Origin of the sequence: Nitrobacter hamburgensis X14 (assembly GCF_000013885.1) — a bacterium.
Classification (GTDB): Bacteria; Pseudomonadota; Alphaproteobacteria; order Rhizobiales; family Xanthobacteraceae; genus Nitrobacter; species Nitrobacter hamburgensis.
In genome coordinates this window covers 2,603,170-2,624,518 of the sequence record NC_007964.1, presented here as the reverse complement: position 1 = coordinate 2,624,518, position 21,349 = coordinate 2,603,170, and the positions used below count along the sequence as shown (strand labels likewise).

General features: G+C 62.1%; 20 protein-coding genes. 9 read left to right on the top strand and 11 right to left on the bottom strand.

All coding sequences use genetic code 11. The annotated features are described in order from the left end of the window. Positions 1–8 precede the first annotated feature (8 nt). The 3 genes from NHAM_RS12010 to rpsF all read right to left on the bottom strand — a co-directional run bounded on the left by NHAM_RS12010 (position 9) and on the right by rpsF (position 1,484). Positions 9–356, bottom strand: a complete 348-nt coding sequence (locus NHAM_RS12010; RefSeq protein ID WP_011510824.1) for a hypothetical protein — start codon at positions 354–356, stop codon at positions 9–11. 439 nt (positions 357–795) lie between these two features. Beyond that, complete coding sequence (rpsR, locus tag NHAM_RS12005) at positions 796–1,035, bottom strand: 30S ribosomal protein S18 (protein WP_011510823.1); 240 nt, start codon at positions 1,033–1,035, stop codon at positions 796–798. Positions 1,036–1,040: 5 nt separating this feature from the next. Then, on the bottom strand, positions 1,041–1,484 hold the full coding sequence (gene rpsF / locus NHAM_RS12000; protein WP_011510822.1) for a 30S ribosomal protein S6: 444 nt from the start codon (positions 1,482–1,484) through the stop codon (positions 1,041–1,043). A 384-nt stretch (positions 1,485–1,868) separates the two neighbouring features. On the opposite strand from rpsF, the gene fabD reads away from it, so the two are divergent. The 7 genes from fabD to gmk all read left to right on the top strand — a co-directional run bounded on the left by fabD (position 1,869) and on the right by gmk (position 8,784). After that, on the top strand, positions 1,869–2,828 hold the full coding sequence (gene fabD, locus NHAM_RS11995) for an ACP S-malonyltransferase (protein ID WP_011510821.1): 960 nt from the start codon (positions 1,869–1,871) through the stop codon (positions 2,826–2,828). Between the two features lie 19 nt (positions 2,829–2,847). Beyond that, positions 2,848–3,585, top strand: a complete 738-nt coding sequence (gene fabG, locus NHAM_RS11990) for a 3-oxoacyl-[acyl-carrier-protein] reductase (protein WP_011510820.1) — start codon at positions 2,848–2,850, stop codon at positions 3,583–3,585. Positions 3,586–3,858: 273 nt separating this feature from the next. Beyond that, positions 3,859–4,098 carry an acyl carrier protein gene (locus tag NHAM_RS11985; protein ID WP_006610957.1) on the top strand — a complete coding sequence of 80 codons (240 nt, stop codon included), beginning with the start codon at positions 3,859–3,861 and terminating at the stop codon, positions 4,096–4,098. Positions 4,099–4,192: 94 nt separating this feature from the next. Continuing rightward, positions 4,193–5,458, top strand: a complete 1,266-nt coding sequence (gene fabF / locus NHAM_RS11980; protein ID WP_011510819.1) for a beta-ketoacyl-ACP synthase II — start codon at positions 4,193–4,195, stop codon at positions 5,456–5,458. 128 nt (positions 5,459–5,586) lie between these two features. Then, a complete protein-coding gene (gene mltG, locus NHAM_RS11975; protein WP_011510818.1) occupies positions 5,587–6,837 on the top strand; it encodes an endolytic transglycosylase MltG in 1,251 nt (416 codons plus the stop codon). Positions 6,838–7,233: 396 nt separating this feature from the next. Further along, entirely contained in the window at positions 7,234–8,121 is an 888-nt protein-coding gene (locus NHAM_RS11970) for a YicC/YloC family endoribonuclease (protein ID WP_011510817.1), read from the top strand. A gap of 3 nt (positions 8,122–8,124) precedes the next feature. Beyond that, entirely contained in the window at positions 8,125–8,784 is a 660-nt protein-coding gene (gene gmk, locus NHAM_RS11965; protein ID WP_011510816.1) for a guanylate kinase, read from the top strand. Positions 8,785–8,792: 8 nt separating this feature from the next. On the opposite strand, the gene NHAM_RS11960 is transcribed toward gmk, so the two are convergent. From NHAM_RS11960 to lptF, 8 genes are all read right to left on the bottom strand, one after another. After that, a complete protein-coding gene (locus NHAM_RS11960; RefSeq protein ID WP_011510815.1) occupies positions 8,793–9,815 on the bottom strand; it encodes a hypothetical protein in 1,023 nt (340 codons plus the stop codon). A 202-nt stretch (positions 9,816–10,017) separates the two neighbouring features. Then, complete coding sequence (locus NHAM_RS11955) at positions 10,018–11,076, bottom strand: alcohol dehydrogenase (RefSeq protein WP_011510814.1); 1,059 nt, start codon at positions 11,074–11,076, stop codon at positions 10,018–10,020. A gap of 13 nt (positions 11,077–11,089) precedes the next feature. Continuing rightward, positions 11,090–11,953 (bottom strand): 16S rRNA (adenine(1518)-N(6)/adenine(1519)-N(6))-dimethyltransferase RsmA, encoded by an 864-nt coding sequence (rsmA, locus tag NHAM_RS11950; protein ID WP_011510813.1) that lies wholly within the window; start codon positions 11,951–11,953, stop codon positions 11,090–11,092. Next, positions 11,950–12,957, bottom strand: coding sequence for a 4-hydroxythreonine-4-phosphate dehydrogenase PdxA (gene pdxA, locus NHAM_RS11945; protein WP_011510812.1), 1,008 nt, complete (start codon positions 12,955–12,957; stop codon positions 11,950–11,952). Before pdxA ends, rsmA begins: the two co-directional genes overlap by 4 nt. Before the next feature lie 115 nt (positions 12,958–13,072). Further along, positions 13,073–14,032 carry a SurA N-terminal domain-containing protein gene (locus NHAM_RS11940; RefSeq protein WP_011510811.1) on the bottom strand — a complete coding sequence of 320 codons (960 nt, stop codon included), beginning with the start codon at positions 14,030–14,032 and terminating at the stop codon, positions 13,073–13,075. 103 nt (positions 14,033–14,135) lie between these two features. After that, positions 14,136–16,631, bottom strand: a complete 2,496-nt coding sequence (locus NHAM_RS11935) for an LPS-assembly protein LptD (RefSeq protein ID WP_011510810.1) — start codon at positions 16,629–16,631, stop codon at positions 14,136–14,138. Continuing rightward, positions 16,631–17,728 (bottom strand): LPS export ABC transporter permease LptG, encoded by a 1,098-nt coding sequence (gene lptG / locus NHAM_RS11930; RefSeq protein WP_011510809.1) that lies wholly within the window; start codon positions 17,726–17,728, stop codon positions 16,631–16,633. Before lptG ends, NHAM_RS11935 begins: the two co-directional genes overlap by 1 nt. Continuing rightward, on the bottom strand, positions 17,725–18,894 hold the full coding sequence (gene lptF / locus NHAM_RS11925) for an LPS export ABC transporter permease LptF (protein WP_011510808.1): 1,170 nt from the start codon (positions 18,892–18,894) through the stop codon (positions 17,725–17,727). The genes lptG and lptF overlap by 4 nt, the downstream gene beginning before the upstream one ends. Positions 18,895–19,265: 371 nt before the next feature. Here lptF and NHAM_RS11920 point away from each other — a divergent pair, with 371 nt between their 5' ends. Further along, a complete protein-coding gene (locus tag NHAM_RS11920; protein WP_011510807.1) occupies positions 19,266–20,768 on the top strand; it encodes a leucyl aminopeptidase in 1,503 nt (500 codons plus the stop codon). Next, a complete protein-coding gene (locus tag NHAM_RS11915; RefSeq protein WP_011510806.1) occupies positions 20,765–21,220 on the top strand; it encodes a DNA polymerase III subunit chi in 456 nt (151 codons plus the stop codon). The genes NHAM_RS11920 and NHAM_RS11915 overlap by 4 nt, the downstream gene beginning before the upstream one ends. Positions 21,221–21,349: the final 129 nt, after the last annotated feature.

The window sequence follows — 21,349 nt, the reverse complement described above, 5'->3', positions numbered from 1 at the left end:
AAATCCCCCTAAGCGGCTGGACAACCGTTCATATTCAATAACGGGGTCGTAGGGCGGCACTGCGCAGAGTGGTCAGAATGACCAGACATCGATCTCGCGGCCAAGATCGTGGGCGACGGCGCATCCTCGCCGCCCAGGAACAGCCGCGCACTCCACTCCTCACATTCAAGCCGGTGCGCCAGCCGCAGATGCTCCTCGGCCGCCCCATGGGCGGCTTCGACCTTCTTCACCAGTGTGGCATGCAGGCTTTCGACGCGCCGCAGCTCGCGGGCGTAGTGCTTCCGGTCGCCGCCGGACAACGGCATCTGGATCACGCGGGGTGACATGTCGCCCATCAAGCGCAGCTTAAGCGCCATGGCAAACCGCCGGTCGGAACCGAGCGGGTGAGCGCGCGTTTGGCACAGCTCAATATGCACCGAAATGCCGGAATGAAAGTCCCGCGGCCGTACCAGTTTCGTACCAGAAACGGGCCGAAAAGCCGTGCACGAAATGAGAACATTCGGCGGCATAGGTATTGATTTTGCTGGGAAAAGGGTGTGTGGCTCTAACGAGCGGTTAGAGGTCCTTTTTGAACCCCAACCATCGGCGACCGGATGACCCGGAAGCCTTATGAAAAAAGATGACGGGCGGCGGGTGTGAACGCCGTCGCCCATCGCCGAATTAGAGCGTTTCCGAGCGAAGCACGTCCTCGGGTTTGATCCGAGGAGGACACCGGTTCGCGTGAAGAAAACGCGTCAAATCAAAATCATGGAGCCCCGCTTCTGATGGCGTCAGAAGCGGAAAGGCTCCAGGACTCTAGCGGATGACGTAAGGAAGCAGGCCGAGGAAGCGCGCACGCTTGACGGCGCGCGCGAGTTCGCGCTGTTTCTTGGCGGATACCGCCGTGATGCGGCTCGGCACGATCTTGCCGCGCTCGGAGATGTAACGCATCAGCAGCTTGGAATCCTTGTAGTCGATTTTCGGCGCATTCGCGCCCGTGAACGGGCAGGTCTTGCGGCGGCGGAAAAACGGACGGCGTGCACCGGCATCAGCCATGATTCTTACTCCTCAACCACTGCGGGGGCTTCCTCGCGCGGCCGACGGGGACCGCGGTCGCCACGGAAGCCGCCTTCGCGGTCGCCACGGAAACCGCCGCCACGATCGTCGCGCTCCCGGTCGCGATCGGCCTTGCGCATCATCGCGGACGGACCTTCCTCGTGTTCTTCGACGCGGATCGAGAGGTAGCGGATGACGTCTTCGTGGATGCGTTCCTGGCGCTCGATCTCGCTGACCACCGCGGCGGGCCCGTCGATGTTGAGCAGCACGAAATGCGCCTTGCGGTTCTTCTTCATGCGATAGGTGAGCGAGCGTACGCCCCAGTTCTCGGTCTTGGTGACCTTGCCGCCCAATCCCGTGATCACACCGGTGATCTGGTTGGTCAGTTCTTCGACCTGCTGGGAACTCGCGTCCTGGCGCGCGAGAAAAACATGCTCATAGAGAGGCATGGGTGTCCTTTCCTAAAGTTGGCGCAGACCTCGGCGGCAAGCCCTTCGAGACCTTCGGAAAGGACTCGGGATAAGCTCAGAAGGCGGAAGCACGGGACGACGGACCGACGGGCCCTGCCGCATCAATATCGCCTGACAGGTGAAATTGCTGAGACCGTCCGTTCAGCTCCCGGCCGGGATCCACGGATGGCGCGGGTTATACGGATTTTCAGGCCGCTTGCAAGAGCAGGCGCCGGTCGCGCGCACCGTCGAAGCCGTCAATCCCTGCCGCCAGGCGGATCCGGGACGGCGTGACCGTGGGCTGATAGGGTCTCGTCCGCCCGCCCTTCTTGACATCATCTGGCGCGCGGTGTCTCTCCGCTCGGGGTTTCAAGGGGCGGACGCATGACAGCGGCATTTACCTTTCCTGGGCAGGGTTCCCAGACCGTCGGTATGGGCAAGGCACTGGCGGACGCTTTTCCGGTCGCGAAAGCCGTTTTCGACGAGGTGGATGCCGCTCTCGGCGAGAAACTGACCGCCATTATCTGGGGCGGTCCCGCTGAAACCCTGCAACTGACGGAGAATGCCCAGCCGGCATTGATGGCGGTCTCCATCGCCACGCTCCGCGTGCTCGAGGTCGAGGCCGGATTCTCCGTGGCCCGTGATGCCGCCTTCGTGGCCGGGCATTCGCTCGGGGAATACTCCGCGCTGGCGGCCGCGGGAAGCCTGAGCATCGCCGATACGGCGCGGCTGCTACGGACACGCGGCCTCGCCATGCAGAAGGCGGTACCGGTCGGCGTCGGCGCGATGGCGGCGCTGCTGGGTCTGGATTACGAGACCGCGGTGGCGGTTGCCGACGAAGCCGCGCAGGGTCAAGTCTGCCAGGCCGCGAACGACAATGGCGGCGGGCAGGTGGTCGTGTCGGGCGACAAGGCGGCGGTCGATCGTGCGGTCGAGATCGCAAAGACCCGGGGCGCCAGGCGTGCGATGCTGCTGCCGGTGTCGGCGCCGTTTCATTGCAAGCTGATGCAACCGGCCGCCGACGCGATGGCCAAGGCGCTGGCTAACGTGACGATCAATACGCCGGCCGCGCCGGTCGTATCCAATGTGCTGGCCGCGCCGATCACGGACCCGGACGAGATCCGCCGCCGCCTGATCGAGCAGGTCACAGGGACCGTACGCTGGCGAGAGTCGGTGGCCTACATGGCGGGACATGGCGTGACGCGCTTTTTCGAGATCGGAGCCGGCAAGGTCCTGAGCGGGCTGGTCAAGCGCATTGCGGATGGCGCTATTGGCGTCGCCGTCGGCGGACCGAACGACATCGCGCCGGCCAGGGAAGCGCTGGCTGCCGCGCAACCGGCGTAAGCGAGAGGGAGAGGACACGATGTTCGATTTGACCGGCAGGACCGCGCTCGTGACCGGCGCGACCGGCGGCATCGGAGGCGCCATTGCGAAGGCGCTGCATGCGCAGGGAGCGACGGTCGCAATTTCCGGCACCCGGCGCGAGGTGCTGGAGGCGCTGGCAAGCACGCTTGGCGAGCGCGTCCATGTGCTGCCCTGCAACCTGTCCGATGCGGTAGAGGTCGAGGCGTTGGTACCCGATGCCGAGAAGGCGATGGGGCAAGTCGATATCCTCGTCGCCAATGCCGGCGTCACCCGGGACAATCTGTTCGTGCAACTGCGCGATGAGGATTGGGACGATGTCATCCGGATCAACCTGACCGCGACGTTCCGCCTGGCGCGCGCCGCGACCAAATTGATGATGCGCAAGCGCTTCGGCCGAATCATCGCGATCACCTCGGTGGTCGGCGTGACCGGCAATCCGGGCCAGGGGAATTACACTGCATCGAAGGCGGGGCTGATCGGCATGATCAAGACGCTGGGCGCGGAATATGCGAAGCGCGGTGTGACGGCCAACTGCATTGCACCCGGATTTATCGCAACGCCGATGACCGACGCGCTGAACGACAAGCAGCGGGAGGCGATTTTGACGAAAGTCCCGGCGGCGCGCCTCGGGACGCCGGCGGATATCGCGGCGGCGGCGGTTTATCTGAGCTCGAACGAAGCGGCTTACGTGACAGGACAAACGATTCACGTCAATGGCGGAATGGCAATGATTTGAGGGGTTTTGGGCCCATCCGCCAGGCCTTGTAGTCAAGGCTTTCGATGTGTGATAACCGAACGAACAACGGGTGGGCGAAGAACGCCATTGCAGGAATTTGAAACCCTGTATATTGGCGGTGCGGAGGCTGCCGTCGTTTGCCGGTCCGCACCCGCTCAAAGCGGAACAGACCGATTCTACACGACTGCTATAGCGACAGGAACTTAGCGAGTTAGTGCTCCACGCTGGCTCGTTTTGCGGTCGGGTCCAATTGAACAAACGCGAGGTTTAATGATGAGCGAGATTGGCGAGCGGGTAAAGAAGATCGTGGTCGAGCACCTTGGCGTAGAGCCCGAGAAAGTTGTCGATAATGCCAGCTTCATCGACGATCTTGGCGCCGACAGTCTCGACACCGTCGAACTCGTGATGGCCTTCGAGGAAGAGTTCGGCTGCGAAATTCCCGACGACGCGGCGGAGACGATTCTGACCGTTGGCGATGCCACCAAGTTTCTCGAGAAGAACGCGAAAAGCTGACGCTCTCGCGCGATCTTGATGAAGCCGGACGGGCCGTGAGCGAACGGTCCACCGGCTTTTCCTTATGGCTCGCAAGGAGGCTGGAGTTTTTCATATGAGGCGCGTCGTCGTCACAGGTATCGGCATGGTGTCGCCGCTTGGCTGCGGCGTCGAGCCGACCTGGAAACGCATCCTCGCCGGCGAGAGCGGCGCGAAGCAGATCGAGACGTTCGACGTTGCCGATTTGCCGAGCCGAATCGCCTGCGTCGTTCCGCGCGGCGACGGGACCGACGGAACCTTCAATCCCGACCAGTGGATGGAGCCGAAGGACCAGCGCAAGGTCGACGATTTCATCATCTTCGCGATGTGCGCCGCCACGCAGGCGCTCGACGATGCGAACTGGCATCCGGCAACCGAGGAGGATCGTTGCGCGACCGGGACCATGATCGGTTCCGGCATCGGCGGCCTGTCGGGAATCGCAGACACCGCGGTTCTTATGAAGGAGCGGGGAGCGCGCAAGGTGTCGCCGTTCTTCATTCCGGGACGCCTGATTAATCTCGCTTCGGGTTACGTGTCGATCGAGCACGGATTGAAGGGGCCGAACCATGCCGTGGTCACGGCCTGTTCGACCGGTGCTCATGCCATCGGCGATGCCAGCCGCCTGATCGCGCTCGGCGACGCCGATGTGATGGTGGCGGGCGGCGCGGAGTCGCCGATCTGCCGTATCGGCATGGCGGGCTTCTGCGCGGCGCGCGCGCTGTCCACCGGATTCAACGACACGCCGCAGAAAGCCTCGCGTCCCTACGACAAGAGTCGCGACGGCTTCGTGATGGGAGAGGGCGCGGGTATCGTTGTGCTTGAGGAGTACGAGCATGCACGCCAGCGCGGCGCGAGAATCTACGCCGAGGTGACAGGCTATGGCCTGTCGGGGGATGCCTATCACATCACCTCGCCGTCGCCGGACGGCGATGGCGCATTTCGAAGCATGACCGCGGCGATGAAGCGCGCAGGCGTATCGCCGTCGGACCTCGACTATATCAACGCCCACGGCACATCCACTCAGGTCGGCGATGAAATCGAACTGGGCGCAGTCGAGCGCCTGCTTGGTAACGCCGCATCGAGGACGTCGATGTCGTCAACCAAATCGTCGATCGGCCATCTGCTGGGCGCCGCCGGCGCTGTCGAAGCGATTTTCAGTATCCTTGCGATTCGCGACAACATCGCGCCGCCGACGATCAACCTTGATGATCCCTCCGTGGAAACCGCGATCGATCTCGTCCCGCACAAGGCACGGAACCGGGAGATCAATGTGGTGCTGTCGAATTCGTTCGGTTTCGGCGGCACCAACGCGTCCGTTGTCATGCGGCGTGTGGCCGATTAACGCGTGACGGGAGCAAATCCACCGTTTCGCCGCATTCGATGATAAATCCTAGTAACGGGCGTAAGCTGGTGGCCGGGGCAAAGACATTCGCCGGCCGCGATTGAACCGACAGGATTCAGGTTACATCGATGACTGAGAGGCCGCCCATTTCTCCGCGCAGCCCGCGCGCTGCACTTGAACCCGAACAGGTGCCGCCGCCGCCGAAGCGCTCCGCGCGCGTCCGCAGCCCGCTGGTGATCGCCGGCAACGCGATCATCACCATCGTGCTGATCGGGATGCTTGGCGTTGGCGGAATCTATGTTTACGGCAAGCAGAAGATCGAGGCGCCTGGACCGCTGCGGGAAGACAAGATCGTCAACATTCCGGCCCGGGCCGGAATGGGCGATATCGCAGACATTCTCCAGCGCGAAGGCGTGATCGACAGCAATCGCCTGGCGTTTATCGGAAGCGTATTGGCGCTAAAGGCACGCGCCGGCCTCAAGCCGGGCGAATATGAATTCCAGAAGAATGCCAGTCTGCGCGATGTCATCGGCACCATTGTCGAGGGCAAGGTGGTGCAGCATTCCGTGACTATACCGGAGGGCTTGACCTCCGAGCAGATCGTAGCACGTCTTTCGGAGAACGAGATTTTCTCGGGGACCATTCGCGAGATTCCACGCGAGGGCTCGTTGCTGCCCGAGACATACAAATTCCCGCGCGGAACCAGTCGGCAGCAGGTGATCCAGCGCATGCAACAGGCGCAGAAGCGCCTGCTTGCGGAAATCTGGGAGCGTCGCACCCCCGATGTGCCCGTCAAGACGCCCGAGCAGCTCGTTACACTCGCATCGATCATTGAAAAGGAAACGGGCAAGGCGGATGAACGCAGCCGGGTCGCGGCGGTGTTCGTCAACCGCCTGAAGCAGAAAATGAAGCTGCAATCCGATCCGACCATCATCTACGGGCTGGTCGGCGGCAAGGGAACGCTGGGGCGGCCGATCAAACGCAGCGAAATCACGCAACCGTCCCCGTACAACACCTACGTGATTGAAGGGTTGCCGCCCGGACCGATCGCGAACCCCGGCCGGGCCTCGCTCGAAGCCGCGGCAAATCCGGCGCGGACGCGCGATTTGTTCTTCGTCGCCGACGGGACCGGGGGACACAGTTTCACCGAGACCTACGAGCAGCACCAGAAGAACGTCGCCCGGCTTCGGACCATGGAAAAGCAGATCCAGAACGATACGGTCGAACCGGAGGACGATCCGCCGCCGCCGGTTGCGGCGCCCGCCGCAACGGATACCGATGCGACAGGAGAAACACCTGCCGCGAAGCCTGCGCCGCGGAAGCGACCCCGGCCGGCCCGGCAGGGCGCGGCAGAGCCTTCGCGGCACGTTGTCCAGTAGTGGACGTCGTATTCCAGCGCGCCGTTGGATTCCGCCGTCGGAAGCGGATTTCACTCGTCCGCAAAACTCTCTAGCCTAGTGGTCCGATTCTAATATTTGCATCCCGGAGCGGCAGGAGTTCCTGCTAATGTTAGAATCAAAGAACCATTAGCAACTAGAGCGTTTTCAAGCGAAGTGGATACCGGTTCGCGTGAAGAAAACGCGTCAAATCAAAATCATAGAGCCCGCTTCTGATTCCATCAGAAGCGAAAAGGCTCTAATAGGTTTCTAGTGGAATTTTGAATTTGACATCCGCTTGCCGGGTCTGCTGCAAAGTGGGTAGCTAATGTCGAGTTTCCACTAGGAACATCCGTTCCCGCGAATCTCATATCTGGACGCTTCGGAGAAAACCACGCGATGGCGTTGTCGAGCATGACTGGCTTTGCACGAAGCCACGGCGCCAGTGGGCCCTATGCGTTCGAATGGGAGTTGAAATCAGTGAACGCCAAGGGATTCGACCTTCGGACGCGGCTGCCGCCCGGCTGGGACGATATCGAATCAACGGTGCGCAGGCGGTCGGCCCAGGTGTTGTCGCGCGGCACAGTCTACGCCAACCTGACCGTGAAGCGCAGCACCGCCGCTTCCGTCGCTCGCATCAACGAGGAGGTGCTGGCGTCTATCCTGAAGGCCGCCGGAGATTTGTCCGGCAGGATTGAAGCGGTCGCCCCGAGCATTGACGGCTTGCTATCGATCAAGGGTGTTCTCGAAGTCGTTGAAGCGGACATCGACGAAGCGGAGGAGCAGGAATCGAAGGCCGCCGCCACTGGTGCTTTCGAACAGGCATTGCGCAGCCTGATCGATATGCGCGAGCGTGAGGGCGCCGCGCTCGGTCAGATCCTGTTGCAGCGGATGGATGAGATCGAACGTCTCGCGAGCAGGGCCGAGGCCGCGCCCGGCCGCCGGCCGGACGCAGTGAAGGCGCGGCTCGCCGAGCAGATCGCAGCGCTTCTCGAGGCATCCGACCGCTTCGATCAGGATCGGCTCCATCAGGAAGCGATCCTGATCGCCGCGAAGGCCGATATCCGCGAGGAGCTGGACCGCATTGCCTCGCATATTTCGCAGGCGCGCGAATTGATCGGCGGGGGTGGTCCAATCGGACGGCGGCTCGATTTCCTTGCGCAGGAATTCAACAGGGAAGTCAACACCTGCTGTTCGAAGTCGAACGATCTCGAATTGACCAATATCGGCCTCGAGATGAAAAACGTCGTCGAGCAGTTTCGCGAACAGGTTCAGAATCTGGAGTGATCGATGGCTGCTCACGGCCAGGGTTTCGATGGAGTTGAACGGCGCGGCCTGATGTTCGTGCTGTCGTCGCCTTCGGGGGCTGGCAAGACCACGCTGTCGCGGCTGCTGATCGAGCGGGTCGAAGGCTTGAGCCTGTCGGTCTCCGCCACCACGCGGCCGATGCGGCCCGGCGAGGTCGATGGTCGCGACTACAGGTTCGTCGATAAAGCGACGTTCGCGGTCATGGTCAAATGCGACGAACTGCTGGAATGGGCCACGGTGTTCGACAACCGCTATGGTACGCCGCGCGCTCCGGTGGAGGCGGCGCTGTCATCCGGCCGCGACGTGTTGTTCGATATCGATTGGCAGGGCACGCAGCAATTGCGGGAGAAAGCGCGGGCAGACGTGGTCAGCGTCTTTATTCTGCCGCCGTCCGCAACCGACCTCGAGAGACGTCTGCACACCCGCGCCCAGGATTCCGACGAGGTCATCCGCGGACGAATGGACCGCGCTGCGCATGAACTGAGCCATTGGGCTGAGTACGACTACATCGTCATCAACCAGGATATCGATGAAGCCTTTGCCGAAGTGCAGTCGATCCTGAAGGCCGAGCGGCTCAAGCGCGAACGCCGAACGGGATTGACGGCGTTCGTGCGCGAACTGCAGCGGCAACTTGAGAATTAGTCCATCTCTTAAGTCGTTGCTCCACGTGACGCCCGAGACAGGATTTCCATGATGTCGCGCGATTGGGCCTCGATCTCCCGGCGAGCGCGGAGCGGGTCGTTGGCGGACGTCGGCGCGATGTCAGTATCCCGCCGCTGCCATGGCGGAGGGTGACCGTTATCGACCACATCCCAGATCGACTCCGGACGACGACGGATGTGCCCGAGGCTGCTCAGATTTCCGAAACTGCTCAGGTTTCCGAACTTGATAGCCGCAAATCCGAGAAGACCTGCGAATGCCAACGCGCCGGCAAGTCCGCCCAGCAGCATCATGATCGAGTAGGACGATGCCTCGGACTCAGGAGCGTCGGCGATGCGGACAGCGGGGCCGGGCTCGCTGCGTTCGCCAAGCAACTGCGGAGCAGGCACGACTGCTGCCGCGGGTGCCGGCCGGTCGTTCTGCAACTGCGGGCTGGACGTGACTGGTGCCGCAGGTGCCGGCTGTTGTGCCGTATTGATCACCGGAGCCGCATTGATGGCCGGATCGGGCCAGCGCGTGGTTACGGCTGACTGCGAGGTATCCGCGGTCTCTGCGGCATCGTTTGAGGAAACCGTGTCGGACGGCGGGGGGGCGGCGCTTGCCTGGTCGCGCGCGTCTGAGGAAGCCGTGTCGGATGCCGGGGGACTGGCGGTCGCCTGATCACGCGCACCCGTCGTGCTGTCGAATTCCGCGAGGGCGTTGGCGACGGACGGCTGCAAAGGCGTTGCCGCAGACGTCTCGGCGGGCTTATCCGGTGCGAGGGCAGGCGATGAGGGCTTTGCCGCAGGCTTCTGCGCGATCTTGCCGCGTTCTGCGCCGAGGTACCAGCAGTGACGTTTCGTTCCCGGCTCGACGCGATAGTACCAGTGGCTTCCGCGCGGCGTTGTCGCTTTCGGTCCCGACAGGCAGGTGTCGTCTGCGCGTGCCGGACTGTGCGCGGCGATCGCGAGCACGCTGCCGGCCAACGAAGCGATCAAAAATGTTGAGAGCAGTTTCCCCAAACGGTTTGACATGAGCATCCCCGGTGATGACGAGATGAACGCGATGACGTCTTCGCCAAATTGTCGGGAGAGACTTGGGTCGCATTGCGCCGCAAATCCGGAATGGCTGGGGCTTAATTGAGGCCGGGCGCGCGCATTAAACGCACGTTTAGCGAGCAGCGTGTCGTGCGCCCGGTTCCCTTGGTGAGGTCAGGGTGCTCCGGCGAGATCCTCGTCAGTTCTTGAAGATGACGCGGCCGACCACCTTGCCGGCCCGCAATTGCTCCATCCATTTCTGGGCATCGGCCATGGGCTCCTCCCTCATGGGTGTCGGCTTGATCTTGCCGGCACGCGCCAGTGCCATCAACTCCTGCGCCTCCGCGAGCGTGCCGACCATGAAGCCTTCAATGGTCATGCGCTTATAGATCCACTGCACCATCGGCAGGTTGAAATGACCGCCCATCAGGCCCGAGACCACGATCTTGCCGCCGCGGGCAACGGCTGCAACCGCAAAGCTCATCGACTTCTCGTTGCCGGCGAAATCAATGACGGCGTTGAAGCCGCCGTCATTCTCCTTGATGACGCGCTTGACGATATCGCCTTCCGACGGGTCGTAGGCCACCGCAGCGCCGTTCCTGAGTGCGGTTTCGCGCGCCGCGGGGCTCAAGTCCGCGACTGAGATTCTCTGCTTGAACATGGCTTGCGCGAACGCGAGTCCCATCATGCCGACGCCGCCGAGGCCGATCAGCAGCAGGTTGCGCTGGCGCGGCCGGTCGACGAGGCGCTTCAGCGCACCATAGGCGGTGATGCCGGAACACATCAGCGTCGCCGCCATGTTGACGGGCAGGGGATCGTAATCGAGCAGGTATTTTGTGTCGGGCACCAGCACATGGCTGGCGAATCCGCCGTCGACCGAAACGCCGAGAAAGCGGTTTTTGGCGCAGAAATTCTCATCGCCGGCCAGGCAATCCCGGCATTGGCCGCAGCCGATCCAGGGAAATACCACCTTCTTCTGCCCGACGATATGTTTCGGAGCATCCGGGCCGACCTCGACGACGACGCCGGCGATCTCGTGACCGAGCGTGAGCGGCAGCGTCATGCCGCGGGTGATGTCGAGCCGTTCGCCATTGCCGCGATCCATATACCCGTCCTGTATATGCAGGTCGGAATGGCACAGTCCGCAGCGTTCAATGCGCACCAGCGCCTCGCGGCCCTGCGGCTTCGGCGTATCGACAACGGTTTGACACAGCGGCGCATCGAATTTGACGAGAGATTGGCGTTTCATCAGGGCCATAACGTTTCTCTCCTCAGGCCCGGTTCGTTCTATTCCGTATGTCCGCCAATTCGCGAGCCATGGCGGCAAATCCGGATATCGGAACCGTCTCGGCTCGCTGCGTCGGTTCGATGCCGGCCGCCGCGGTCAGCCGAGCCGGATCGGCGGGCAGTGATTTCAGGCTTTGCCGCAGCATCTTGCGGCGCTGTCCGAAGGCGGCGGCGGCAACCTGTTCGAGCAACCGGCGCTCGCAAGTCTCGGGTTTGTCGCGAGGCACCAGCCGAACGACAGAGGACGTTATCTTGGGTTGTGGGACGAACGCTGCGGGCGAAATGTCGAACAGGATTTTGGTTTCGGCGCGCCAGTTCGACAGTACGGCGAGGCGGCCATAAGCCTCCTCGTTTTCGCGGGCGACGATGCGTTCGGCGACCTCGCGCTGGAACATCAGCACCATGGTGTCATACCAGGGTGGCCAGGGTTCTACGCTGAGCCAGTCGATCAACAGTGCGGTCGCGATGTTATAGGGCAGGTTGGCGACGATTTTGGCGCGCGTCGTGCCGAGCAGCGGGCGGGAATCGAATTGCGTCGCGTCCGCGTTGACGATCGTGAGGCGGCCGGGGTAGCGACCCGATATTTCTTCCAGCGCGCCGAGCGCACGCGCGTCACGCTCGATGGCGATGACGCGCTGCGCGCCCATGGCAAGCAGCGCGCGGGTCAACCCGCCGGGACCGGGGCCGATCTCGATGACGGTCGCATCCTCAAGCGGGCCGGCGGCGCGCGCGATCCGTGCGGTGAGGTTCAGATCGAGCAGAAAATTCTGTCCGAGCGATTTGCGCGCCGATAGCGCATGACGTTTGATGACGTCGCGCAGCGGGGGGAGGTCGTCGATCGTGCTCATGCCAAATGCGTTGAGTCCGCCATCCGCGCGGCCAGGCGCAGCGCGGCGATCAGACTCGACGGATTGGCGCGTCCCGTACCGGCGATGTCGAATGCGGTGCCGTGATCGGGCGATGTCCGGATAAACGGCAGCCCCAGCGTGACGTTGACCGCTCGATCGAAGGCCAGCGTCTTGACCGGGATCAGGGCCTGATCGTGATACATGCAGATCGCGCAATCATAGGTCCGGCGCGCGGCCTCATGGAACATGGTGTCGGCGGGAAGCGGGCCTTTGACGTCGATCCCCTCAGCGCGCAGGGTTGCGATGGCCGGAGCGACGATTGTCTGATCCTCGGTTCCGAGCGATCCATCCTCTCCGGCATGAGGGTTCAATCCGGATACCGCTATACGGGGGCGGGGAATCCCGAAGCGCGTGCGCAGGCCGGCAACGACGATGCGCGTGGTGTCCACGATCATCCGGCTCGATAGCGTCGTGATCGCCTCGCGCAGGGGAAGATGGATCGTGACCGGCACCACCGCCAGATCGGACGACCACAGCAACATCACCGGTTGCGGCGGTTGGCCGTTTGTCGCCGCCAGTTCGGCGAGAAATTCGGTATGGCCGGGGTGAGCGAATCCGGCACGGTACAGCACGCTCTTTGCAATCGGATTGGTGACGAGCGCGGCCGCATGTCCGGCAACAACGTCGTTGACCGCCTGACGGATGGATCCGATCACTGCCGCAGCGCTGTTGTGATCGGGATGACCGGGACGCGCGGTTGTCGGATGGCCGGTGGGAACAATCGGAAGCGCTTCCGTGAATATCCCGGAGACATCGCCGGGGTCGGCGTCGGCCAGAGGAAGATCAACACCAAGCAGTTTGGCGCGGGCTGCGATAAAGGCGCGGTCGCCGAGGAGATAGAAAGGCGGCACGGCATCACTTTCGCGTCGCAGCCACGCCGCGATCGCGATATCCGGTCCGATGCCGGCCGGCTCACCCAGGGTCAGTGCAACAGGCCTCACCACGCGATCGCTCCAGCGCGACTTTCATTGATTCTAACATTTGCAAGAACTCCTGCCGCAACGGGATGCAATGTTAGAATCAAGCCACTAGCCGAAGCGAGGGGCACGAACGTCACTGTTATTCGCCTTTTTTCCCGGGGCCGCCCTGACGATATTCGATCATCGCGGATTTCCGGATATCTTCCAGATAGTCTTTGGATTTCTTCTCGTACTTTTCGGCGAACATCTTTTCGCGGATTTCCTTTTTCTTTGGGGTATCCACGCTGGTTGCCTTCTTTCCGCAGATAGCCACCATTTCCACACCCTGCCGCGTGATCTCCGGCGGGGTCAGATGGCCCACGGGCGTCTTGTCGAGCAAATCACGAATCGGCGGCGGTAGGTCGGCCGAAGTTTTGACGACCGTCTCGCGTATTGTGGCGTTGCGCATCGCTTTGAAAATGCGAGTCGCATCCGCGCACGACTGAACGCGTTCGCGCAATGCGTCCGCCTCCTTGCGCCGGGACTCCATCACAGAAGCTGCCGCGCCGCGCGGAACGACCAACACGACGGGGCGCATCTGGTATTCGAACCCCTCCGTTTTCGATTGATCCTCGCCGCTGTTCCTCAGCGCTTCGTTGACATCGCGGTCGCTGACAAGAAGGCTATCCTTGAAGCGGCCGCGCACGAGGCTTCCCCAGACAAGATCGGCTTTCAGGCGCGCCTTGATCGTGTCTGGACGAACACCCTGAGAGGCGAGCGACTTCGTCAACTGTTCCGGTGACATCCGCATCCGCGCACCCATGCTGGCGTACTGCTGATCGATATCCGCCGAGGTCGGGTTTACACCGAACTTCTTGGCTTCCTTGACCTTCACCTTTTCGTTGATCAATTCGTCGATCACCTGCTGCCGGGTCGGAGTTTTGTGCGTGGATATTTGAATCAGCCGGCTGCGCTGTTCGATATCGAAACTGGTGATCGGCTCGCCGTTGACCATGACCGCGACGGACTGCGCATGCAGCGGCGCGTTCAGGCAGGCGAACGAAAGAACTGCGAATAGGGCAAGGTGGCAAAACGCCCGGAGGAGCAAGGTCATTTTCATGTCAGTCGCGCTAGCAGGTCTCGTGTCAGCCAGGTCTGGGTCACATCAGGCGACGCAGCCTGCCATACGCAGCCTGCGATACAAAGTGCCGCCGCTCTGAAAATTACCGGATGCCGGCGCCGCTCGACCCTCCACGGGTCTGGCCCAGGGTCCGCAGGCCAAGCTGAAGCATGAAAGCATGATTTAGCGTGGGCGGCGTCGTTCCTGCAGAGTAGGTGTATGACGTCACGTAATTGAGGCCGAGAACGAAACAGTCGTCCACGTACCCTGCGCCGATTGTATACTGGTTGATCTGGTGGGCTTCCAGATCCCAGCGTGCCGCACCCTGCACGACCCAATTCGATGCAACCTTGATGGAGCCGGTACCCAGAATGCCCCGGCGGCGCGTAAGATATCCGAGGTCCGGCTGCGCGGCATAATCGCCGTACAGGACGCTCGCAGACCAGCGGTTGAAGCTGGCGCGGCCTTCGGCCTCGAAGCGCTGTACGTTCAAGGTCGCTTCATCGAAACGCGCGCGCGTGCTGAATGTGAAGATGCTGTTGGGTGAATAGTTGATGCTCGACACATAGTCAGATTGCGCGCGCTGCAAGCCGGAATCAACGCCCGTATTGGCGATATCAGCGACTGCGAACGAGTTCAGGCCGAACAGATGATAGGACTGGCCGAACAGGAAATTGATCGAGCCGCCGCGGTCGAATTGGGTCGTCGCCTGCACGCCGACATTGGCGCGGCCGCCGCCTTCGACGCGGTCGTATCCGGAGAATTTGTCGACGCTGAAGAGGTTGCTGGCGTCAAATACCAGGCTTTGCGCGTCCTCGTTCGGCAGCTTGCCCGCATAACTCTCGTTCGGGCGGATGATGACCTGCGCGATCGGTTCGATCGTCGTGGTGCCCCAGGGCTGAACGTTGATGAAGGGGTAGCGATACTCGAGGCCCACCGCCGGCATCAGGCGGACCGTGCTCGTGTTACCGGGCTGGATGAACTTGTCGACGCCCGGCTGGTTCGAGATGTCGGCCTTGATCGCGTCGGCACGGAGCGAGGCGAACGGCGTCCAGATCTGGCCGAAGGAATCGGTGAACGACTTGCGCCACTGTGCTTCGGCGGTCAGGCGCGTATACGTTCCCGGGATGCCTCGAAGCAGACAATTGGCCGGCACTCTCAAAGCTGAGTCTGCCGACGTTGGGGCGCACGCGAACGATGTGTTCCCCAGCGTCGAGATCGGGTCGAACTGCGCCTGATCGCGCGTAAGGTTGGTGAAGTTGAACTTATAGCTGAACTCGCCGCCGATGACCGAATGGTTGATGACGTTCGAATAGTCGATGACCGGCGCAACAACCGGAACCTGACTTTGGTTGCCTGAGAAGCTCAGATAGTGGATCGCGCGGGCATCGAAATAGCTACGGTTGCCGACGCCGGACAGATAGAGTTGCGAGATCGCTTCGGTCGGCAGGGTCAGGAACGATTGCAGGGGATCCCGGTACTGCTTTAACCGGTAGTCGGAGAAGAAATAGTAGTCGCTCACCAGGACGCCGTCCCAGCCCCAGACCCACTTGTCGTTCAACGCAAACTGGCCCTTGGTATCGACACCGCCGCGGAACGCGCGATCGCCGGGCTGCCCGGCAAAGGCGTTCTGATCGAGTTGGTTGATTCCATAAGCACGGATTTGATAGGCGCCGTCGATGAGACGTTGCCGGAACTCGCCCTGCATCAGCACGCCCTGCCGCGTGGTGAAACGCGGCGAGAGGGTCAGATCGTAGTCCGGCGCGAGCGCGAAATAATAGGGGACCTCGATCCCGACCCCAAAGGGGTTATACGAAGTTACAGACGGCATCAGGAAGCCGCTCTTGCGCTTCACGGTCGGATCCGGCGTGGAGAAGAAGGGCATATAGGCCATCGGCACGCCGAAGAATTCCAGCCGGGCGTCCTCGAAGTACAGCATCTTCTCGGTCTGATCGTGAATGATGCGGGCGCCCTTGACCTGCCAAAGCGGAGGCTTTTTCGGATCGTCCTTGCAAGGCGCGCAGGCGGTATAGACGCCGTTCTCGAAGACGGTGTAGTTGCCCTCGGTCCGATCGGCCCGGCTTGCCGCCATGCGCGTCGCGTCCGCGGTGTCGACCCTTAGCGAATCGACAAAGCCGTCCCGGTAGTCGTCGCTTAAATCCAGGATGTTGGCGTAGGTGATCTTGCCGTCCGCATCGGTCATGCGGATGTTGCCCTCGGCGTGGAGCCGCTTGGTTTTCTGGTCGTAGATGACCTTGTCCGCCTCGACGCCGGTTCCGTTGTAGAACAGCTGCACGTTGCCAACGGCCGAGACGCGCGAGTTGTTGTAATCGTAGTCGACCTCGTTGGCCTGAACGAGCATCTGCCCATCGTTGTGAGCCGGTGCCGGCTTGGGCTTTGCCGGGCGAGGGTTGTAGGTGAAGCTTTGGGCCGCGGCCGGCGTGATCGTGACGATGTCCAGCGCGACGGCGATGATCAGACCGAGAGCAGTGGTGGCCAGCATGGGCAGAATCGCGGACGTGCCGATTCGACGGCGGCGCAGGGAGGTGCGCCGCTCGCAAGCAGTCGAGCGTCTACGGAGGGCGGCGATTCCGGCCACTACCCGTCCTCCTGGTGCAGCAAGACCAAAAAGCCAGCGAGGCCGCCCACGCAAACGGGCAGCCACGCCGCAGCGATTGGATTCATCAACTCGGCCTTGCTCAAATCCTCGGTTACCTTGGACAGGACGTAGAGCAGAAAGCCTGACCCCACGCCACTCAAAACCATCTTCTGCACGCCGCCGAAGCGGAAGAACCTGAGGCTCACCGAGGCCGCCAGCATCACCATTGCAGCCAGCAAAAACGGCTGTGCGATGAGTTTGTGGTATTGCAGCCGGTAGCCTGCGGTAGCGAATCCTGAACTCTCGGACGACCTGATATACCCCGGTAGTTGCCAAAATGACACGGTTTCGGGGGTGGAGAAACTGTTTCGAACTTGCGCCGCCGTTAGACTGGTCGGGAGGACGAAGGTCTCCTGCTCGACCGGGGGGCTGTCGAGCGTAAAGCGGCGAACGCCTTTGAATAGCCAGCGGCCGTCCTCAAGGGTCGCCTCGCGTGCCTCGATACGCTCCCGGAACGTGGAGTCGGGATCGAACCTGAACACGGTGAGTCCGGTGAGGCGGACGCCTTGCTGCTCGCTGCGCGCGGCGTTGATGATGGCCTGGCCATCGTCCGTCACCTGATTGATCCAGAAGCCGGATGCCTCCTGCAGGCCCCCTCCCGAGACGCTACCGAACAGCTCGGCCTCCATTTTCTTGGATAATTCGCGCAGGTTGGCTGACATCGGATTGTAGGCCGTGGTCGCGAGGACGCCGAGCACGAGCGCGCATGCGAGTGCCGGCGAGATGAATTGCCATGCCGAGATGCCGGCGGCGCGCGCCACCACCAGTTCCAGCCGCCGCGACAAGGCCAGGTAGCAGGTCATGGCGCCGATCAGGACACAAAACGGGGTCAATTTCTCAAGCAGTTGCGGCACCCTGAAAAGCGATGTTTCCGCAACCATGATTGCCGATGCCGACGCAAGTCCGGACGTCCTCCGGACCATTTCGATGTAATCGACGAGAACGAGAAGCAGGAAGATGCTGGCGAACACGCCGAGCGCAGCCACCACAAAACGGCTGGCAAAATAACGGCCCAATGTGTTCGTCAACATGCTCATGCGACGGCTGGCCTCCCCAGCAGGCGGAGGAGCCGTGCGTTCGATCTGTTGATCGCTTCCATCAACGCGGCGGGCGGTTCGAGCACGGTTCCGGCAACGATCACCCGCAGGCTGACACCGATCGCAGCGAAAAGAAGCAGATATTGCAGGAGCGGCGCGGTCGGCGACTTCACGGCCATGACCGAAAGCGCAAAGCCTGCCATGCGCAGGCCGAAAACCGTCACAATCGCCGCTCCCATGGAGAAATTGCGGCTCTGACGCGTGGTGCGCGGTGTTCCAAGGAATGCGAAGGTCAGTGCGGCAAAGGCAAACGGATAGATCGGTGCCGTGAAGCGATCGTGAAGCTCGGCGCGGAACTGGCCGGGCAACTGCTGAACCAGCGGGTCCGTCGGCTCCGGGGCGATCAACTCCCAGAGGTAGCGCTCGCGGATGCCGTAAACGACGTCATGCCCCCGATTTGAGAATTTCGACATGTCGAACGCATTGCGGCGGAACGCCACCATGTTCGGTTCGCGCTTGCCGGCCTCGAGTCGCTCCAGGTGTCCGTCTTCGAGAATGAGGAACGATCCGTTGTCGTTCTTCATCACGGTTCCGTGGTCGGCGACGATGCTGAGGCGCTCGTTCGGATTGCGGCGGTCGTCAATGAAGATACCAACGAGCAGGCCGCCGGGCTGGCGTTCCCGAACACGAATCGTCAGATTTGGATCGAGTTGCGCGAACCGGCCGGGCTGCAGAACGTTCGCCAGAACGTCGGCGGTGATTTCAGCGTCCCATCGTTTCAGCCGGCGCATACCGTCGGGCGCAAGATAGGCCGCGATAAACGCCACCAGCAAGGCCACGACCACGGTGGCGTAGATGAACGGCCGGAACAGTCGAAACGGCGACAGCCCGGCCGCGTTCATCACGATGATTTCGGAATCGGTGGCAAGCTTGTGGAGGGTGTGCGAAATTGCGATCATCAGCGCAATCGGCGAGATGATCAGCACCAGCACCGGGATCGCGAGGCTGGTGATTCCCAGAAACGTCAGAATGGTCTGACCCTGGCTCGTCATCAGGTCGATGCCGCGCAACGCCTGCGTAATCCAGATCACCCCTGTCAGGCTGACCAGAACCACGACAAACGACGCCAGCGTCGTCCGGAAAATGTACTTATCGATCGACCCCATCGGTCTGAACGATCCCCCCGTTCTCGAGGTCAAAACACCCGGCAGCGCCAGATCCTGGCCGAGGCTTCCCCAATGCCCCGCCAATGTTTTTACCCGACTCGCCCCTCACTACCATCCCTTTGATCCGTCAACAAAATGGCCGAGCCCTGATGCCCATCGATTATGGTTAAATTCCGGGGAATGTGGCCTTGCAGCCACGACGTCCGAACCGTAATGCGCCTCCGAGCGGGTTTTTGAGCCAATACGGCCGCGGATGGCTGATCCGGGATCGCGGGACCTTGGCAGCGTTGCCTTTGACAGGTCATAGTCGCTGCTTCACACGCCAGCCCGATACCGACGCTGCGCCGCCCCTGATTCTGGAGGATTTGCTGATGATCGACGCCGTCAAGGTCGGCTTTGTTCCGTTTTCGACCGCTCCGCGCGGCACACTCGTGGTGTTCTGCGACGATGCGCTGAAATTCGGCCGGGCTGCGAGCAAGGCTCTCGGGGCGTCGGCCGGAGTCGTCAAACGAGCCACGACGACCAATCAGTTCAAGGGCAAAAGCGCGGCGACGCTCGATATCCTCGCACCGGAGGGCCTGAAGGCGGATCGCCTGATCGTCGTCGGCGCCGGCAAGGCGTCCGCCCTCAAAGGCAGCGACTTCCTCAAGTATGGCGGCGTCCTCGCCGGGAAGATTCGCGGCGATAACGGCGCCGTGACGGTGATTGCGGAACTGCCGTCGGCGGCGATGAGCCCCGATCAATCGGCGTCGCTGGCCTCCGGCATCCGGTTGCGCGCCTACAAATTCGATCGCTACAAGACCAGGAAGAAAGACGGCGACGATACGGCGCTGCACGCCAACGTGACGATCGCGGTCGCCGACGTTGCCGCCGCCAAGAAAGCGTTCGCGCCGGATAATCACGTTGTCGATGGCATCATTATCGCGCGCGATCTCGTAAACGAGCCGCCGAATGTGCTCTATCCGGAGGAGTTCGCGCGGCGCGCCAGCCGGTTGCGCAGGGTCGGGGTCGGCATCGACATCCTCGATGTCAAGGCGATGACGAAACTCGGCATGGGCGCGCTGCTAGGTGTCGGGCAGGGGTCGGCGCGACCCAGCCGGACGGTGATCATGCGCTGGAACGGCGGCAAAAAGGGCGAGCCGCCGGTCGCTTTCGTCGGCAAGGGCGTCTGCTTCGATACCGGCGGCATCTCGATCAAGTCCGCCGGCGGCATGGAGGAGATGAAGGGCGACATGGGCGGCGCGGCCTGCGTGGTCGGGTTGATGCATGCGCTTGCTGCGCGCAAGGCGAAGGTCAATGCCGTCGGCGCGATCGGTCTCGTCGAGAACATGCCCGACGGCAACGCGCAGCGGCCCGGCGATATCGTGACGTCGATGTCCGGCCAGACTATCGAGATCATCAACACCGATGCGGAAGGCCGGCTCGTTCTTGCCGACGTGCTCTGGTACGTCACCCGCAAGTTCAAGCCGAAGGTCATGGTCGATCTCGCGACGCTGACCGGTGCCATCATGGTCGCGCTCGGCACCGAGCACGCCGGCCTGTTCTCCAACAACGACCAGTTGTCGGAGCGTTTGACCAAGGTCGGCATCGAGACCGGCGAGCGGGTCTGGCGTATGCCGCTTGCGCCCGAATATGACAAGCTGATCGACTCGCAATTCGCCGACATGAAGAACACCGGCGGCCGCTATGGCGGCTCGATCACGGCTGCGCAACTTTTGCAACGGTTTGTCGACGACACGCCGTGGGCGCATCTCGACATCGCGGGAACGGCGATGGGCGCTCCGAAATCCGACATCAACCAAAGCTGGGGATCGGGGTTCGGCGTCCGCCTGCTGGACCGGCTGGTTGCGGAGTATTACGAAACGAAACGATGACCGAAGTCCTGTTCTATCACTTGCAGAACATGGCGCTTGAAAGCGTTCTGCCGCCGCTGCTTGAAAAAACCATTGAGCGCGGCTGGCGAGCCGTCGTGCACACAACCTCCGAGGAGCGCGCCGATGCGCTCGATGCGTATCTGTGGACCTATCGCGATGACGCATTTCTGCCGCATGCGACGTGGCGGATCGAGGACGCAAGCGAGCAGCCGATCTTGCTGACCATCGACGGCCACAATCCCAATCGGGCAACCGTCAGATTTCTGATCGACAGCGCCCCGCTTCCGGAAAACCCGGAAGCCTACGAACGGCTGGTGCTGGTGTTCGATGGCGACGACGGTATCGCGCTGGATGCCGCGCGGTCTGTCTGGACCGAATGCAAGGCGCGAGGGTTCGAGGTGACCTACTGGCAGGCCGACGAAAGGGGGCGCTGGCAGCGTCGCCACCAGTGACATACAGCGGTTGTAATTTAATTATATTTGAGGCTTTCTGATCCGAGTTCACGGCCAGCCATGGTCGTGCCTCAAATTGGTGTTGGGACAGGCTTTTTACGATCCATCGGGAACAGAGTTCATCGTGAG